This window comes from Photobacterium sp. TY1-4 (genome assembly GCF_025398175.1).
GTDB lineage: Bacteria > Pseudomonadota > Gammaproteobacteria > Enterobacterales > Vibrionaceae > Photobacterium.
Map to the genome: position 1 here is coordinate 2,922,691 of NZ_CP099734.1, position 13,624 is coordinate 2,936,314.

A 13,624-nucleotide genomic window follows, 5' to 3' on the forward strand; every position below is an offset into this window, starting at 1 on the left:
ATGCAGCCATTGCTGATGGCGCATCACCCTGTTGAAGAAAGAAGCTAAATGGGAAGCGTCAGGTGTTTACAGCGTATCCAGTCCGAGGACATCCTGCATGGTGTAGAAACCCGGCTGCTTGTCATTGAGCCAGGCAGCCGCGCGCACGGCACCATTGGCAAACGTCATCCGATCCGTCGCTTTGTGAGTAATTTCAACCCGCTCGCCGATATCGGCAAACATCGCAGTATGTTCGCCGACAATGTCACCGGCACGGATGGTGGCAAAACCGATTTCATCCCGGCTGCGCTCGCCGGTGATCCCTTCGCGGGCATAGACCGCCACATCACTGAGCTTGTTGCCCATCGCGCCGGCAATTGCCTCACCCATGCCGATTGCGGTCCCGGACGGAGCATCGACCTTGTGACGGTGGTGCGCTTCAATGACTTCAATATCACAATAATCGCCCATCACCTGGGCTGCTTTTTCCAGCAGCTTAAACACCAGGTTGACCCCGACACTGTAGTTCGGTGCCATCACCACCGGCACCTGCTTGGCTGCCTCATCGATCTGCTGACGCTCTTCGTCACTGAACCCCGTCGTCCCGATCACGATTTTCTTGCCGTGTTGGCGACAAAACGCCAGGTTTGCCAATGTGGCAACCGGGGCCGTAAAGTCGATCAGTACATCAAAATCATCTTTCGCCGCCGCCAGATCATCCACAATGGTGACCGACACGGGACCCACCCCGGCCAGCTCTCCGGCATCGACGCCCACCAAAGATGAGCTGCTGCGCTCTGTCGCCGCACCCAATGTCGCCTGCTCCGAAAGGTGTGTCGCCTTAAGCAACTGACGTCCCATGCGCCCTGCCGCGCCTGCAATCGCAATTCTGACCATTGCGTGAAGTCTCCCTGATCATCTGGATTAAGTGGTAGCCCACCAATGTAGCCTGTTGACCCGGATAAAAAAAGCCCCGGCTGCAGGCCGGGGCTCTGAAAAAAATTCACACGGGGCAATTAACCCACATTTTTGACCTGCAGCTCACGCGGCACTTCAAAGAACATGTTCTCCTCGCGGCCAGACAGCTCTTCGACTTCCGCGCCGCTGATCTCCTGGATCCGGGCAATAATCTGATTCACCAGCGCTTCCGGCGCTGAGGCGCCGGCGGTGATCCCGACTTTCTGCTTGCCGTCAAACCAGACCGGCTGGACATCTTCCGGACAATCGGTCAAATATCCCGGCGTCCCCAGTTTTTCTGCCAGCTCACGCAAGCGGTTTGAGTTGGAGGAGTTCTTCGAGCCGACCACGATCATCACATCGACAGTTTCCGCCATCTCGCGCACGGCGTCCTGACGATTCTGGGTCGCATAGCAGATATCATCTTTACGCGGCCCCTGGATCTGCGGGAAGACTTCGCGCAGCTTGTCGATCACATCGGCCGTTTCATCCACCGACAACGTGGTCTGGCTGACATAGTGCAGGTTGGACGGATCTTTGACCATCAACTTGTCGACATCGGCCGGGGTTTCCACCAGATACATGCCACCGGTGTCGCTGGCATACTGTCCCATGGTCCCTTCGACTTCAGGGTGGCCGGCATGGCCAATCAGCACCACTTCCATATTACGGCGGCTGGCACGGGCGACTTCCATATGAACCTTGGTCACCAGCGGACAAGTAGCATCGAAGACCGTCAGCTGGCGCGCCTTGGCTTCGTTACGAACCGCCTGCGAAACACCGTGGGCGGAGAAGATCACGATATTGTCATCCGGCACTTCGTGTAACTCTTCAACGAAGACCGCACCGCGTTGCTTCAGCCCTTCCACGACAAAGCGGTTGTGCACCACTTCATGGCGAACATAAATCGGTGGCTGATACAGCTCCAGTGCCCGTTCAACAATACTGATGGCACGGTCAACACCGGCACAGAACCCGCGTGGATTGGCTAGTAAGATTTTCATTGCTGATTGCTCTTAGTTCTCTATGGTCACGACTTCAACGTCGAACGTCACCCGCTGCCCGGCGAGCGGATGGTTGAAATCTACAGTTACGGAATCGCCGGCAACGGCCGTGATCACGCCCGGGATATCCTGCCCGTCCGGACCGGCAAAGGCAATAATATTGCCCACTTCCGCCGGAGCGTCCGTCCCGAACTTGCGCAGATCGACATGGTGAATATTGTCCGGGTTCGGCAACCCAAACGCATCTTCCGGCGCCAGCTCAAAGCTGCTCTTGTCACCGGCTTTCAGCCCCAGTAGACACTGCTCAAAGTTGTCGGTCAGGCTGCCGTCACCCATGCGAAATTTTGCCGGTTTGCCCATGACCTGGGTTGATTCTGCAACCGAGCCATCTTCAAGCTTAATGGCAAAGTGCATCAGAACTTCACTGTTTTGCGTAATCACCGACATGTAGGGTCCTTAACATCTTGTATTGGATGGCGCACGCCGCTCCGAAACTCGCGGTAACCTGAGTCCGGACCACCGGGGCCTGTATCATTAGCGCCCATTTAACAACAAAGCGCCGTCCGTATCAACGGACAGCGCTCAGGGTTATCGTCTCTGACTGAGATTAGTGGTTCGCAGGCTGTTTCTTCTTATCGGCCAGGAAGCCTTCCAGAATAATCAAACCGGCCCCGAGGCAAATCGCCATATCCGCTATATTAAATGCCGGCCAGTGGTGTTTCCCGACATAAAAATCAAGGAAGTCCACGACAAAGCCGTGATACAGCCGATCGGACAAATTGCCCAGTGCGCCACCAATAATCAGGGCATACGCGCTGTTGGCCAGTTTGTGTGAGGCCGGCGCACGACGCATCCAGAAAATCAGTAAGCTACAAACCCCTAATGCGATTGCCGTAAACAACCAACGCTGCCAGCCACCGGCGTCACTCAGGAAGCTGAACGCCGCACCGTAATTATGAACATACAGCAGGTTGAAAAACGGCAGCAGTTCAATCCGGTTCGGCCAGCCATACTCCATGGTGTTCATCACCAGCAGCTTGCTGCCAATATCGACAAGGTAGACCAGAGCCGCCAGCCACAGCCAGCGCACGCCGGAGTCCTTCCATGATAATTTCTGTTTCGGCGATAACTCTGTCATTAGGCAAACTTACGCTCTTCTCCGTCACCGTCGACGTTGCTCACACAGCGACCGCAGATCGATTCATGGCCTGCAATCGCACCGACATCGGCGACATGGTGCCAACAACGATCACACTTCTCAGCCTCAGACGCGGCAACTGCAACAAACAGACCTTCCAGTTCCGTTGCTTGCGCGCCTTCCGGCTGGCTCTCGGCAACCACCACTTCGGCTTTCGAGGTCAACAGGACGAAACGCAGCTCATCTTCCAGCTGGTTCAGCTTCGCAGCCAGCGCCGGGGTCGCGAACAGCGTCACTTCGGCCTGAAGTGCGCCACCAATGACTTTTTCGTTCCGGGCAGCTTCCAGCAGCTTGTTCACCGCACCACGAACCTGCTGGATCTCGGTCCAGAATTCGTTGTTCAGCGCTTCGCCGTCCGCCAGACCAAACAGGCCTTCGAACCACTCACCGGTGAAGACAAACTTCTCACGGGACTCGCCGTTGCCCTGGGCAGCCGGCATCTCGTTCCAGATTTCGTCGGCAGTGAACGACATGATCGGCGCCATCCAGCGAACCAGCGCTTCAACGATGTAGTACAGCGCGGTCTGACAGCTACGCTGTGCGTGGCCACCGCGTTTGGCGGTGTACTGACGGTCCTTGATCACATCCAGGTAGAATGAGCCCATTTCGATGGAGCAGAAATGCATCAGGCGCTGCGTCACGGCGTGCAGATTGTACTCGCCATACGCTTTAATGATGTCTTCCTGAGCGGCTTTGGCACAGCCCACTGCCCAGCGATCCAGCGCGACCATCTCTTCCGGCGCAACGCAATCGGTCGCCGGGTTAAAGCCACTCAGGTTGGCCAGGAAGAAACGCGCGGTGTTGCGGATACGACGGTACGCATCGGCAGAGCGCTTGAGGATCTCATCCGAGACCGCAACTTCGCCGGTGTAGTCTGTCGAAGCCACCCACAGACGCAGGATGTCCGCACCCAGTTTATTGGTCACATCTTTTGGCGCCACCACGTTGCCGATCGATTTTGACATCTTCCGGCCCTGGCCATCCACCACGAAACCGTGGGTCAGAACCTGGTTGTATGGTGCTTTGCCTTTCATCGCAACCGATGAGATCAGCGACGACTGGAACCAACCGCGGTGCTGGTCAGAGCCTTCCAGGTACAGATCGGCGCTGTGGCCGTTGTACTCTTCGCGACTGTCGACCACAGAGAAGTGCGTTACACCAGAGTCAAACCAGACATCCAGGGTATCCAGTACTTTCTCGTAGTTCGCCGCATCTTCAGCGCCCATCAGCTCGGTCGGATCCAGATCCCACCAGGCTTGAATCCCTTTTTGCTCAACCAGTTGAGCTACTTTTTCGATCAGCTCGCTGGTCTGCGGGTGCAGCTCTTGCGTTTCTTTATGTACGAACAGGGCAATTGGCACGCCCCAGGTGCGCTGACGGGAGATACACCACTCCGGACGGCCTTCAACCATCGACTCAATGCGATTTTGACCCCACTCCGGCATCCACTGGACGCCTTTGATTTCTTCCAGCGCTTTGGCACGCAGACCGGCCTGATCCATCGATACGAACCACTGCGGGGTGGCACGGAAGATGATCGGCGTCTTGTGGCGCCAGCAGTGCGGGTAGCTGTGCTCGTAAGCATGGTGGTGCAGCAGCGCGCCGTGCTCTTTCAGCACTTCAACGACGGCATCGTTGGCTTTGAACACATGCTGGCCGGCAAACAGCTCGGTATCCGGCAGATAAACGCCGTTGCTGCCGACCGGGTTGGCGACTTCCAGACCGTACTTCTGGCCCACCACGAAGTCTTCCTGACCGTGGCCAGGGGCGGTGTGAACACAGCCGGTACCGGACTCGGTGGTCACGTGATCGCCCAGGATCACCGGAACATCAAAGTTGTAGAACGGGTGGTGGAAGCGCAGCAGATCCAGGTCAGCCCCTTTACAGAAGCCCAGGTTATGGTAGTGCTCAACACCGGCACGGGCCATCACATCACTTGCCAGCTCGGCAGCGACGATCAGACGCTCAGGGGTTTCGCCTTCCGTTTGGATCAGCACGTATTCCAGATCATCACGCACGGCAACGGCACGGTTGGCCGGCAGCGTCCAAGGCGTGGTAGTCCAGATCACGATCGAAACATCGCCGTGGCCCTGATGGCCTTCGGCGCAGCTGAACTTCGCAACCACAGCAGCTTCGTCCGCAGCCTTGAATTTCACGTCAATCGACGGCGACATTTTGTCTTTATATTCAACTTCGGCCTCTGCCAGGGCAGAACCACAGTCAGTACACCAGTGGACCGGCTTAAAGCCTTTGAGCAGGTGGCCCTGATCGGCAATTTTGCCCAGCGAGCGAATGATGTTCGCTTCGGTTGCAAAATCCATAGTGCGATATGGCTTGTCCCACTGACCCAGCACGCCCAGGCGGATAAAGCTCTCTTTCTGGCCTTCCACCTGACCCGCCGCATAGGCACGGCATTTTTCACGGAACTCTGCCGCGGTCACTTTCTGACCCGGCTTACCGACTTTCTTCTCGACCATCAGTTCGATCGGCAGACCGTGGCAGTCCCAGCCAGGAATGTAAGGCGCGTCATATCCCGACAGCGTCTTCGACTTAATAATGATGTCTTTAAGAATCTTATTCAGTGCGTGACCAATGTGAATATCACCGTTGGCGTATGGTGGGCCATCGTGTAATACAAAGGATTTCTTACCCTTTTTGGCTTTACGGATTTCACCGTAAAGATCTTCATCATACCAACGCTTAAGCATCGCAGGTTCGCGATTCGCAAGATTGCCTCGCATCGGAAACCCTGTTTCAGGCAGGTTCAGGGTATCTTTATAGTCGCTCATTGATTCTCGATTCCGTTACTTGGGCGAAGTGGGACATTTTTACGCTCAGACAGCCACACCCGTGCTGTTTGAGCATCACGCTCTATTTGCGCTTTGAGCGCATCGAATGATTCGAATTTTATTTCGTCACGCAGCTTATGATGCAGCACAACCTCAATCTGATGCCCGTAGAGATCAGACTGAAAATCAAACAGGTGTACTTCCAGCTGTTGCCGGACACCATTGACAGTCGGTCGGCGACCAACATTGGCAACCCCGGGAACCGGTTCGCCATTGACGCCATAGACCTCAACCGCATACACCCCGGAGACCGGAGACACCCGGCGCTTCAACGGGACATTGGCGGTCGGAAAACCGATCGTCCGGCCAAGTTTCCGCCCGTGGGACACCCGTCCGCTGATACTGTACGGACGTCCCAGCAGGGACTCAGCCAAGGGCAAATTATCATTTGCCAGGGCTTCACGGATCGCGGTACTGCTCACCCGTTGTGCCGAAACACAAAAGCTGTGGGTACTGACCACCGTAAACCCAAATTCCTTTCCGGCCGCAACCAGGGTTGCGAAATCGCCGCGCCGGCCCTGGCCGAAGCGGAAATCATCACCGACAACCAAAAACTTAACACCCAATTGCTCAACCAACAAGCGACGAACAAAGTCATGTGCCGACATGTCGGCAAAACGGCTGTTAAAGTTGACACACAGCAGGCGATCAACACCGACCTGCTTGAGTTGCAGATATTTGTCACGAAAGCGCGTCAGTCGGGCCGGCGCATTTTCTCCGGCGAACAGTTCCATCGGCTGCGGCTCAAAGCTCATCACCGTCGCCGGCAGACCTAGCGTCTGTGCCTTGGCCAGCACCTGACGCAACACAGCCTGATGACCCAGATGAACCCCATCAAAGTTGCCGATCGTCAACACGCAACCGTGATGCTCTGGCTTGATGTTATGTATGCCTCGGATTAATTCCATGTGCCGATATCATGTTCGCAGAGTGAAAAACTGACGGATTATATACTACTCTGAGTCCATCGTACCAATTTGAATCATTTTCTGATGTTTTCGCCACTTCAATCAAGGCTCGGAGCAACGTCGTCTTCCACCTTCAGATGATGGAGGCGAAGCCCCAGCAGCAGCACGGTTACCAAGTACGTCCCGGCCCCGAGACCGATGGTGGCCGCCAGCCACAACACCCGCTCCGACAGTGACCAGTCCAGCCACTGAGCCATCGGCGGGCAGAACCACAGCAACACTGCAACCATCGCCGCACCGGCAACCGCGAGTCGGCCGACAAACCACAGGGTCGCCGCCGTCAATCGATACACCTCAGCACGATGCAGGCCGCGATAGAGCAGCGCCGCATTGACCAGCGCCGACAGCGCCGTAGCCATCGCCAGACCGACATAACCGTAGAAATAAGCAAAAATGGCATTGAAAACCATATTACTGATCATCGCGATGATGCCGAAGCGAACCGGAGTCTTGGTATCCTGGCGGGCATAGTAGCCCGGGGCCAGTACCTTGATCAGCATGAAGTTCAATAGCCCCGAAGCATAGGCCAGCAGCGACAGGGAAGCCTGCTCAACATCCGTCGGCGAAAATTCTCCCCGCATAAACAGTACCATCAGCATCGGCTTGGCCAGCACCATCAACCCGAGCATTGCCGGCAAGCCGAGCAACAACACCATGCGCACCCCCCAGTCCATCGTCTGGGCGAAATGCACGCGGCTCTGATCCACATGCTTGCGGGACAAGGCCGGCAGGATCACGGTGGCGATGGCAATCCCGAACAGGCCGAGCGGAAACTCCAGCAAGCGGTCCGAGTAATATAGCCAGCTGATTGAGCCGGTCGCCAGGAAGCTGGCGATAAAGGTGTCAAACAGCAGGTTGATCTGGCTCACCGATACGCCGAACAGGGCCGGGATCATCAGGGTGCGGATCTTGACCACGCCCGGATCCCGCCAGCCCCACTTCGGCCTGACCAGCATCCCTGCGCGATACAGAAACGGCAGTTGGAACAGAAACTGGATCAGTCCGCCGAGAAACACCCCGATTGCCAGCCCGATTTCCGGTTGCGCCAACTGCGGCGACAGGAACCAGGCACAGCCAATGACCGCCACATTCAAAAACACCGGGGTAAAGGAAGAGACCGCGAATTTCCCCAACGTATTGAGGATCGCGCCCGAGAGCGCCACAAAGGTGATAAACCACAGATACGGGAAGGTGATCTTCAGCAGCAGGGAAGCCAGCTCAAACTTCGGTGCCGCCGGACCGCCCTGAAGCCAATCGACAAACCAACCGGCCCCGAACAGCGCAGTGACTACGCCGGAGCACAGGACCCCCAGCAGTGTCACCACGGTGACAATCCCGCCCAGGGTGCCGGAGGCACGGGCGATTAACTGGCGGGTTTGATCCAGATCGCCGCCAGCGTGAGATTCCGTCAGCACCGGGACAAATGCCTGGGAGAAGGCCCCTTCGGCAAATAACCGGCGCAGAAAATTCGGAATTTTATTGGCAAAGAAGAAGACATCAGCGGCAGCCCCCGCCCCCATCAGGTTGGCAACGACGACATCACGCACCAAACCCAGCACTCGAGAGACCAATGTCATGGTGCTGACAATCATCCCGGAGCGCAATAGACGCTTGCTCACAAAAAAAACCTCACAAAGATAGCCCAGAAAGGTGACTTACAGGGCGAAAAGCTGGTAAAATCTGCCGCCATATTAACCGTGTTCATCCGCAAGTGCCAATTCTGTTGGTCCGGCGGATATTTGCACAAATCATTTGACAATCTCTGGAATTGCGGGCATAGTCCTCGGCCTTAAATTGTCACCATACCAAGAATTTGGGAGTTACACCCTTGGCAAATATCAAATCTGCTAAGAAACGTGCTATCACTTCTGAGAAACGTCGCCAGCACAACGCTAGCCGTCGTTCTATGATGCGCACTTTCTTCAAAAAAGTTATCGCTGCAATCGAAGCTGGCAACAAAGAAGCCGCTACTCAAGCTTTTGCTGAAATGCAACCTGTTATGGACCGTATGGCTACTAAGGGCCTTATCCACAAAAACAAGGCTGCACGTCACAAGGCTCGCCTGGCTGCGAAAATCAAAGCTCTGTAAGAGTTGTGATTTGCTAGCATGAAAAAACCGGCTCTCGAGCCGGTTTTTTTGTTGCTGTTTGTCGGGGTTTCCCTTGCCACACTAAACGTTGCAATACATCTTGTGCAGCAACTGAATCATGGCCCGAACCTCATCGCTTTTCAGCCGGTAATAGACTGTCTGCGCCTCTTTGCGGGTATCAACCAACCCGTCACGACGCAACCATGCCAAATGCTGAGAGAGTGCAGACTGGCTCAGCCCCAGCTTTTCACTCATCATCCCAACCGACATTTCACCTTCCAGCAAATAGCACAGAATAAACAAACGTCTTTCATTCGCCATGGCTTTCAGTAACGCTACGGCTTTGGGTGCATTTTGCTCCATTTGCTGTAGTTCCATACTGCCACCATCATTTAAATTAAGATAATGCTAATGTACTCAATTTAAGCAGGGTTTTCTAGCCGCAAATGTTGGTTTTTTGTGCCGACGGCCGCTCAGGTGCAACATTAGCGGAACAATTTCCTAAAATCTGCCTCGCAGATCTTCTTCACCGCCGGGTGCATGATCATCCGCTCGGCAAAAATCACGTAATACTCCTCCTTAATTTCCCGCACCCGTTTAACTTCCTGAATGTGGTGGGAGCCTTCAATTTCCGACGCATAAATAGAGGGCGCGACAAACATGGAGCGATGATACGAGCCAAAGGCCTTCATCAGCGCGGCATCATCAAACTCGCCGAGAATATTCGGCGTGATCCCCTGCTGATCGAACCACTGGTGTAATTTCCGCCCCATCGCCGTCCGGCGCCCCGGCACCAGCAACTTGTAATCTTCGATACAGGCCGGAAAATTCAGGGTTTTGGCTGGAGAAGAGCAGAAAAAACTCATGCTCGACTCGCCCAGCTTCTTACTGTAGAGCCCCGGGCTTTGCGTCGAATCGACCGGACAGTCGGACAGGATCATATCGAGCTTATGCTGTGACAGCTGTTCGAGCAGCATTTCATGCGTGGACTCATAACAGCGCAGGTGGATCCGCTCATCTTCAGGGATCCCTTCGAGCAGGACCTTACTGACCAGGCGTTTTGACAGGGCATCGGCAACCCCCACTTCCAGCAACTGATTTTCCCGCTGGGTATAGTTGACGATATCGAGCATCTCATAACTGAGATCAAACATCTTATCGGCGTACTTGAACACCAGTTGCCCCAGCTCGGTCGGCTCAATGTTGCGGCCAACCCGCTTGGTCAGCTTGCCTTTGAGCCGCTCTTCCAGCGCCCGGATCTGACCGGTGACCGTTTGCGGTGCCAGAAACAGCGCATCGGCAGCCTTGGTCACCGACCCTTGTTTGCAGACCATCCAGAAGTAATAGAGGTGGTTGTAATTAAGATGAGACATGTCGCCGTTACGAATCCAATAAAAAACCCCAGAGCCGCAGCTTACGCTGAGCCTCCGGGGTCTTCAATAGCCTGAGTCAAGGATTCACCAAACCAGTGCGGTTAATTGGTCGAAGTTTCCGACAGTGTCTCCAGGTTGACCGATTTGCGGTAACGCTCGCCAACACGCTGTTCGAGGGCACGGGCGCGAAAGTTATCTTCCTGCTTCATCATTGCTGCAGTCTCAACACTCGCCTTACCCTGGCTAACCCCTGCCAGATAAGCCTGGCAAATTTCCGTATCTTTGTTGTGGGTGGTACAGCTCTCATAATCCGGAGCTGCCATCGTCGCTGACGATACCAACAATGCAACGCTCAGAAGATAACGCATATTATGCCTCCGCTTTTGGTAAAGACCGACTCAACATGGCATAACCGATCACAGCCGAGACGGTGGAACCTAACAGGATACCCAGGCGCGAATAAGTGCTGAAATCTTCCGGAGCACCCACAAATGCCAGGGATGAAATAAAGATCGACATGGTAAATCCAATCCCGCACAGCACTGAGACCGCAAAAATGTGGCGGAACCCAATACCGTCAGGCAGCTTCGCAATGCCGCTTTTCACCGCCAGGTAGCTGGCACTGAAGATCCCGAGCGGCTTACCGATGAACAGACCCAAGGCAATCCCCAGCGGCAGCATCGAGGTCAGGCCGGCCAGTGACACGCCTTCCAGCGAGATCCCGGCATTGGCAAATGCGAACAGCGGCAGAATAAAGAACGCAACAGACGGATGCAGGGCATGCTCAAGATGCTTCAGCGGTGAATGCTGTTTGCCATCTTCCGATTCCTTGCCCGACAGCGGAATCGCAAAGCCAAGCACCACACCGGCCAGAGTCGCATGCACCCCAGACTTCAGCACGCTGATCCACAGCACCGCACCCACCACCAGATACCAGGACAGCTTGGTGACGTTTTTCGCATTCATCACGAACAGGGCTGCGGTGGCGGCAAAAGCAACCGTCAGGGCCATGGTTGACAGATCGCTGCTGTAGAACAGAGCAATAATGACAATCACCCCCAGGTCATCAATAATGGCCAGGGCCAGCAAAAACACCTTCAGCGACACCGGTACCCGGTTCCCCAGCAAAGCCATGATCCCCAGGGCAAAGGCAATATCCGTCGCCGCCGGGATCGCCCAGCCTTTGACGGCCAGCGGATCAGCCGCATTAAACGCCACATAAACCAGCGCCGGTGCCAGCATTCCCCCCAGCGCCGCAATGGCCGGGAAGATCGCTTTTTCTTTCGTATTCAATGCACCTTCAATCAGCTCTCGCTTCACTTCGAGGCCGATCAGCAAGAAGAAGACAGCCATCAGACCATCGTTGATCCAATGCGACACAGAAAGCCCGGCGACATAGGTATGCAGTGCGCCGTTATACAGAGGCTCCAGAGGCGAGTTAGCAATTATCATTGCAATCGCGGCGGCAACAATCAGGATAATCCCGCCGGCAGACTCTAATTTGAGAAATTTACGAATTGCATCGGTCATCGACCGTCACTCCTTACCATGAAACAAATGTCACAACGAATGTGTAAAAATAGTTTAGACGTCAGCATCCTGCTCTGAAAAATCGTTTGTTTAGAGATAAGACCTCGAAAAAACCGAAGTATTGGGCGGGATATAAAGCAATATTCCGCATAATTGATGGCCGGAGCTAAAGTTGGCTCTATGAATTACTATGGAATGACTCAATAAGGATAAAATTGCACTGGCTTTGACCGAAAATAGAGCAAAAAACGCCAACTTCAGACAAATGCTAAATGACTAACTAAGTAACTATAAAACATACAATTAATCTGAAACGTTTAAACTCCGTTACATTTCCACCCGCTCAAACTGGTCACAAAAATAACCACAAATTTCCGCTGCCATCATCAATGTCATATTTCTGAAATATTCGATCTCTACCATCGCCCGCAGATTTCACTTTAATGAAACCCAAACGACATACTCTTGTCATGGAGAAATGATTATGACTACCCAAGCCACTACTGCTGAACCGATGAGCAGCTCTATGCGCTGGGTCCGCTGGGCTAATCTGGCGTTCATGCTTTACGTACTACTGGTTGCTGTCTCTATGGTGAGCAGCGGCTTTAAATGGTCAGTAGGCGAACAAGCCAAAACCCTGTTTGAATTCGCGTCCCATCCGGTTGCCGGCCTGATGATCGGCTTGGTGGCGACGTCCCTGATTCAATCGTCCAGCACGGTTACTTCAATTATTGTCGGCCTGGTGGCCGGTGGCCTGCCGGTTGAAACGGCCATCCCGATGGTGATGGGGGCCAATATCGGCACCACGGTGACCAATACGCTGGTCAGCCTGGGCCACGCCCGCTGCAAAGATGAATTCCGCCGCGCGTTTGCCAGTGCCACCGTTCATGACTTCTTTAACCTGCTGGCTGTTGCGATTTTCCTGCCGCTGGAGATGATGTTCGGGATCCTCAATAAAGTGTCGACCTGGTTGGTCACGCCGCTGATGGATGCCGGCAACATGAGCCTCAAGGGCATGAACTTCATGAAGGTGCTGACCAAGCCCGCGGTTGCGGCGGTCAAAGGTCCGCTGGAAGCGCTGGGCAACATGGGTGGCGTGGTGATGATCTTCATCGGTATCGCTCTGATCTTCCTGGCCATTACGGCAATGGGCAAACTGATGCGCAGCCTGATGGTCGGCCGTGCCCGTGAAATTCTGAAAAGCGCCATTGGTCGTGGCCCGATCCACGGCATTGCCTCTGGCACCGTGGTGACGGTTCTGGTTCAGTCGTCATCCACCACCACCAGCCTGATGGTACCGCTGGTTGGGACCGGGGTGCTGAAAGTCCGTGATGTCTACCCGTTCACCCTGGGTGCCAACATCGGGACCTGTATCACCGCCCTGCTGGCCGCGACGGCAATCTCCGGCGAGAACGCCATCTTCGCGCTGCAAATCGCGCTGGTGCACCTGTCGTTCAATGTCCTGGCCACCCTGCTGATTTATGGCGTACCGTTCCTGCGCGAACTCCCGCTGAAAGCCGCGTTCTCCCTGAGCGACCTGGCCAGCCGTAACAAAGCCGCAGTTGCTGCCTACCTGGGCCTGGTCTTTGTCGCGATTCCGGGCTCCATCCTGGCCTTCACGGCCTAACGCCTCTGGCTGTCGCCCACGAAAAAGCCCCGCAGATGCGCAATGCTGAT

Annotated in this window: 13 protein-coding genes; 2 read left to right on the plus strand and 11 right to left on the minus strand. The window is 54.9% G+C overall.

Features of this window, described 5'->3' with window-relative positions; genetic code table 11:
* Positions 1 to 66 precede the first annotated feature (66 nt).
* From dapB to murJ, 7 genes are all read right to left on the minus strand, one after another.
* Complete coding sequence (gene dapB / locus NH461_RS13650; RefSeq protein ID WP_261600876.1) at positions 67 to 876, minus strand: 4-hydroxy-tetrahydrodipicolinate reductase; 810 nt, start codon at positions 874 to 876, stop codon at positions 67 to 69.
* A gap of 119 nt (positions 877 to 995) precedes the next feature.
* Positions 996 to 1,940 carry a 4-hydroxy-3-methylbut-2-enyl diphosphate reductase gene (gene ispH / locus NH461_RS13655; RefSeq protein ID WP_261600877.1) on the minus strand — a complete coding sequence of 315 codons (945 nt, stop codon included), beginning with the start codon at positions 1,938 to 1,940 and terminating at the stop codon, positions 996 to 998.
* Positions 1,941 to 1,952: 12 nt separating this feature from the next.
* Entirely contained in the window at positions 1,953 to 2,387 is a 435-nt protein-coding gene (fkpB, locus tag NH461_RS13660) for an FKBP-type peptidyl-prolyl cis-trans isomerase (protein WP_261600878.1), read from the minus strand.
* A 160-nt stretch (positions 2,388 to 2,547) separates the two neighbouring features.
* On the minus strand, positions 2,548 to 3,078 hold the full coding sequence (gene lspA, locus NH461_RS13665) for a signal peptidase II (protein ID WP_261600879.1): 531 nt from the start codon (positions 3,076 to 3,078) through the stop codon (positions 2,548 to 2,550).
* Entirely contained in the window at positions 3,078 to 5,927 is a 2,850-nt protein-coding gene (gene ileS / locus NH461_RS13670; protein WP_261600880.1) for an isoleucine--tRNA ligase, read from the minus strand. Before ileS ends, lspA begins: the two co-directional genes overlap by 1 nt.
* Entirely contained in the window at positions 5,924 to 6,895 is a 972-nt protein-coding gene (gene ribF, locus NH461_RS13675; protein WP_261600881.1) for a bifunctional riboflavin kinase/FAD synthetase, read from the minus strand. The genes ileS and ribF overlap by 4 nt, the downstream gene beginning before the upstream one ends.
* 98 nt (positions 6,896 to 6,993) lie before the next feature.
* Positions 6,994 to 8,574 (minus strand): murein biosynthesis integral membrane protein MurJ, encoded by a 1,581-nt coding sequence (gene murJ, locus NH461_RS13680; protein ID WP_261600882.1) that lies wholly within the window; start codon positions 8,572 to 8,574, stop codon positions 6,994 to 6,996.
* Positions 8,575 to 8,783: 209 nt separating this feature from the next.
* Between murJ and rpsT the strand changes: the two genes are divergently transcribed.
* Positions 8,784 to 9,044, plus strand: coding sequence for a 30S ribosomal protein S20 (gene rpsT, locus NH461_RS13685; RefSeq protein WP_036799376.1), 261 nt, complete (start codon positions 8,784 to 8,786; stop codon positions 9,042 to 9,044).
* An 81-nt stretch (positions 9,045 to 9,125) separates the two neighbouring features.
* Here rpsT and NH461_RS13690 read toward each other — a convergent pair whose 3' ends face one another.
* The 4 genes from NH461_RS13690 to nhaA all read right to left on the minus strand — a co-directional run bounded on the left by NH461_RS13690 (position 9,126) and on the right by nhaA (position 11,947).
* Positions 9,126 to 9,422, minus strand: a complete 297-nt coding sequence (locus NH461_RS13690) for an ArsR/SmtB family transcription factor (RefSeq protein WP_261600883.1) — start codon at positions 9,420 to 9,422, stop codon at positions 9,126 to 9,128.
* Positions 9,423 to 9,529: 107 nt separating this feature from the next.
* Positions 9,530 to 10,417 carry a transcriptional activator NhaR gene (gene nhaR, locus NH461_RS13695; RefSeq protein ID WP_261600884.1) on the minus strand — a complete coding sequence of 296 codons (888 nt, stop codon included), beginning with the start codon at positions 10,415 to 10,417 and terminating at the stop codon, positions 9,530 to 9,532.
* A gap of 101 nt (positions 10,418 to 10,518) precedes the next feature.
* Positions 10,519 to 10,785, minus strand: coding sequence for a hypothetical protein (locus NH461_RS13700; protein WP_261600885.1), 267 nt, complete (start codon positions 10,783 to 10,785; stop codon positions 10,519 to 10,521).
* Between the two features lies 1 nt (position 10,786).
* Positions 10,787 to 11,947: a Na+/H+ antiporter NhaA gene (gene nhaA, locus NH461_RS13705; protein WP_261600886.1), complete on the minus strand. Its 1,161-nt coding sequence runs from the start codon at positions 11,945 to 11,947 to the stop codon at positions 10,787 to 10,789.
* A gap of 484 nt (positions 11,948 to 12,431) precedes the next feature.
* Between nhaA and NH461_RS13710 the strand changes: the two genes are divergently transcribed.
* Positions 12,432 to 13,574 (plus strand): Na/Pi symporter, encoded by a 1,143-nt coding sequence (locus NH461_RS13710; RefSeq protein ID WP_261600887.1) that lies wholly within the window; start codon positions 12,432 to 12,434, stop codon positions 13,572 to 13,574.
* Positions 13,575 to 13,624 lie beyond the last annotated feature (50 nt).

What these genes read in the sequence shown, in the direction of transcription:
- dapB (WP_261600876.1), bottom strand. Translation starts at nt 876, where the DNA reads ATGGTCAGAATTGCGATTGCAGGCGCGGCAGGGCGCATGGGACGTCAG.
- ispH (WP_261600877.1), bottom strand. Translation starts at nt 1,940, where the DNA reads ATGAAAATCTTACTAGCCAATCCACGCGGGTTCTGTGCCGGTGTTGAC.
- fkpB (WP_261600878.1), bottom strand. Translation starts at nt 2,387, where the DNA reads ATGTCGGTGATTACGCAAAACAGTGAAGTTCTGATGCACTTTGCCATT.
- lspA (WP_261600879.1), bottom strand. Translation starts at nt 3,078, where the DNA reads ATGACAGAGTTATCGCCGAAACAGAAATTATCATGGAAGGACTCCGGC.
- ileS (WP_261600880.1), bottom strand. Translation starts at nt 5,927, where the DNA reads ATGAGCGACTATAAAGATACCCTGAACCTGCCTGAAACAGGGTTTCCG.
- ribF (WP_261600881.1), bottom strand. Translation starts at nt 6,895, where the DNA reads ATGGAATTAATCCGAGGCATACATAACATCAAGCCAGAGCATCACGGT.
- NH461_RS13690 (WP_261600883.1), bottom strand. Translation starts at nt 9,422, where the DNA reads ATGGAACTACAGCAAATGGAGCAAAATGCACCCAAAGCCGTAGCGTTA.
- nhaR (WP_261600884.1), bottom strand. Translation starts at nt 10,417, where the DNA reads ATGTCTCATCTTAATTACAACCACCTCTATTACTTCTGGATGGTCTGC.
- NH461_RS13700 (WP_261600885.1), bottom strand. Translation starts at nt 10,785, where the DNA reads ATGCGTTATCTTCTGAGCGTTGCATTGTTGGTATCGTCAGCGACGATG.
- nhaA (WP_261600886.1), bottom strand. Translation starts at nt 11,947, where the DNA reads ATGACCGATGCAATTCGTAAATTTCTCAAATTAGAGTCTGCCGGCGGG.
- NH461_RS13710 (WP_261600887.1), top strand. Translation starts at nt 12,432, where the DNA reads ATGACTACCCAAGCCACTACTGCTGAACCGATGAGCAGCTCTATGCGC.